Source organism: Oleiphilus sp. HI0132 (assembly GCF_001635845.1).
Genome location: NZ_LWGJ01000051.1, coordinates 1 through 1,107, shown reverse-complemented (window position 1 = coordinate 1,107; position 1,107 = coordinate 1). Strand labels below are relative to the sequence as shown.

At 45.3% G+C, this 1,107-nt stretch carries 2 protein-coding genes; one reads left to right on the top strand and one right to left on the bottom strand.

Annotated elements, in window-relative coordinates:
- Positions 1 to 20: 20 nt before the first annotated feature.
- On the top strand, positions 21 to 179 hold the full coding sequence (locus A3766_RS32545) for a lipopolysaccharide kinase InaA family protein (protein ID WP_369808587.1): 159 nt from the start codon (positions 21 to 23) through the stop codon (positions 177 to 179).
- Between the two features lie 15 nt (positions 180 to 194).
- Here A3766_RS32545 and A3766_RS00825 read toward each other — a convergent pair whose 3' ends face one another.
- Positions 195 to 1,097, bottom strand: a complete 903-nt coding sequence (locus A3766_RS00825; RefSeq protein ID WP_068510241.1) for a lysophospholipid acyltransferase family protein — start codon at positions 1,095 to 1,097, stop codon at positions 195 to 197.
- Positions 1,098 to 1,107 lie beyond the last annotated feature (10 nt).

Here is a 1,107-nt window from a genome sequence, read left to right as displayed (position 1 = left end):
AAGAGGGCTTATTTTGGCTCATCGACTTTGATCGCGCCAAAATGTTAAAGCCAAAGCATGCCTGGAAAAGCAGTAATCTGAAGCGCTTAAAACGCAGCTTTGAAAAGGAAGTAACAAGGCATGGGATAAAGTGGACTCACAATGACTGGAATTATTTGATTGAAGGCTATTCTCAATAGCAGCGTTAAACCAATCTATGGGTTAAGCTTACTATAAGCCTTACGCCCGTCTATCGTCATCCCTTTAAAGCGTTTGTACTCCCATTGGTATTGTTCGGGATGACTTTCGATACATGCTTCAACTGAGCGATTCAATGCCGCGACGGATGTAGCGATATCGTCACTATATATCTCAGGATCAGCTGGTTTGAACACCATATCAAAACCATCCCCTTTGGGACGGCGAATCGCACACAAGCTCACGACTTCACAGCCAGTGCGGCCAATCAAGCGAGATACAAGCTTTACCGTATTAGCCTCTATTCCCATAAAAGGAGCATTAACACCGCCCGTTCCGCCTGGCACCTGGTCTGGCAGAATACCAACCATCCCCTGATCCGAGAGGATAGAAAACAAACGAATAACGCCCCGCCTATTGGTTGGCACTAACTCAGAACCATGACGACCTCGCACCGAAGACATATATTCTTCCAAGGCTTTTATTTTAGGCGGTTTGTATAGAGCAGCCATCGGTCGAAGCGTTGATAAATACAAACCAACTAGCTCCCAATTTCCATGATGAGGCGCCAATACAATCGCTCCTTTACCCTTTTCAAATATCGCGTCAAGGTGCTCTTTACCTTCAACCGAGCGAATTAAATTCAAAGTCTTTTCAGTGGGCCATTCCCACATCACTCCAAATTCGGCAAATAACATACCGGTTTCAAGTAGACTGCGCCGTGTTAGCTCTCTCTGGTCGCTTTCTGATAGCTCGGGATAACAATGCGAGATATTTTCTTTGGTGACACGTGTGGTCTCGGAGTCGCCCATCCATAGAATCCGACCAATAAAACGACCGAGAGCCTGGGCTTTGCTTAAACCAAGGCTCGCTAAGAATTTAAGGATATAGACTACTAATTTGGCTCTAAAAGCTTCCATTATTCACTAC

Bases quoted from the DNA above. Each gene is read 5' to 3' on its own strand.
- A3766_RS00825 (WP_068510241.1), bottom strand. From the start codon at position 1,097: ATGGAAGCTTTTAGAGCCAAATTAGTAGTCTATATCCTTAAATTCTTA.